This window comes from Streptomyces sp. NPDC127092 (genome assembly GCF_042722475.1).
Lineage (GTDB): Bacteria > Actinomycetota > Actinomycetes > Streptomycetales > Streptomycetaceae > Streptomyces.
The window spans coordinates 1-1,024 of record NZ_JBHXFE010000426.1; the positions used below are offsets into that span (position 1 = coordinate 1).

Sequence of the window (1,024 nt, forward strand, 5' to 3'; positions counted from 1 at the left end):
TGCCCGACCCGACCCCGAGTTCGCCGAGCACGTTCTCCGGGTGGGCCAGGAAGTAGTCGTTGACCTGGATCTCACCGTCGGCCAGCTCAGCCTTCGAGGTGGTGATCCACTGCTCGGTCGACGTTGCCGGTGCGCGGCCGGCCTCGCGGCGCCGGAAGATCAGCAGGTCGGTGACCACATCGGTACCGGCCTGCCGGTCGAATGCCTTGGTCGGCAACCGCAGTGCGCCAACCAGGTCGCCGAGTTCGGCGATCTCCTCGCGGGCCTTGGTCCGCTGGGCGTCGGAGGTGAAAGCGCTGGTGATGACCGCGACGTAACCACCGGTTTCGGTCAGCGCCAGGGACTTACGGAGGAAATAGTTGTGAATGGTCAGCCCGGACGGGTTATGCAGCGGGTCGCCGACCGCGAAGTTGCCGAACGGGACGTTGCCGATCACCGCGGTGAAGGCGCCCTCGTCGGGGGAGAACTTCTCGAATCCGTGGCCCCGAACCTGGTGCCCCGGGTACAGGTGGTGCGCGATCCGGGCGGTCATCGGGTCCAGCTCCACCCCCACCATCCGGGTGCCCTTCGGGGCGTGACCGATGAAGTTGCCGGCCCCACAGCCCGGTTCGAGGACCCGGCCGCCGGTGAACCCGGCTCTGCCCAGCGCGGACCACATCTCGGCCGCGATCGCCGGATCGGTGTAGTGGGCGTTGAGGGTGGAGGCGCGGGCGGCGTCGATCTCCGCCGGGGTCAGGACTGTGGCGAGGTCGGTGCGGAGCTCGTCCCACTCCGGCTTGCGCTTGTCGAAAATGTCCGGGACCGCACCCCACCCGGACCAGGCGGCGAGGATCCGCTGTTCGGCCGGGGTCGCTGCCCGGTGTTCGTCGCCGAGCTGGTGTACCAGGCGGATCGCGTCGATGTTCGCCCGGGCGCGGGCCTTTGCCCCTGATGGGGCCAGTACCTCGGCGCCGAGGACGAAGTTCGCGGCCTTCGCGTCCGGCTGGTCCGGGACCGGCTGGGCGGCGAGGGGCGGAGCGTCGGC

General features: G+C 69.9%; 1 pseudogene. It reads right to left on the reverse strand.

What is annotated here, in order from left to right:
* A pseudogene (locus ACFWJO_RS41005) lies at positions 1-1,024 on the reverse strand (hypothetical protein); the annotation flags it as partial.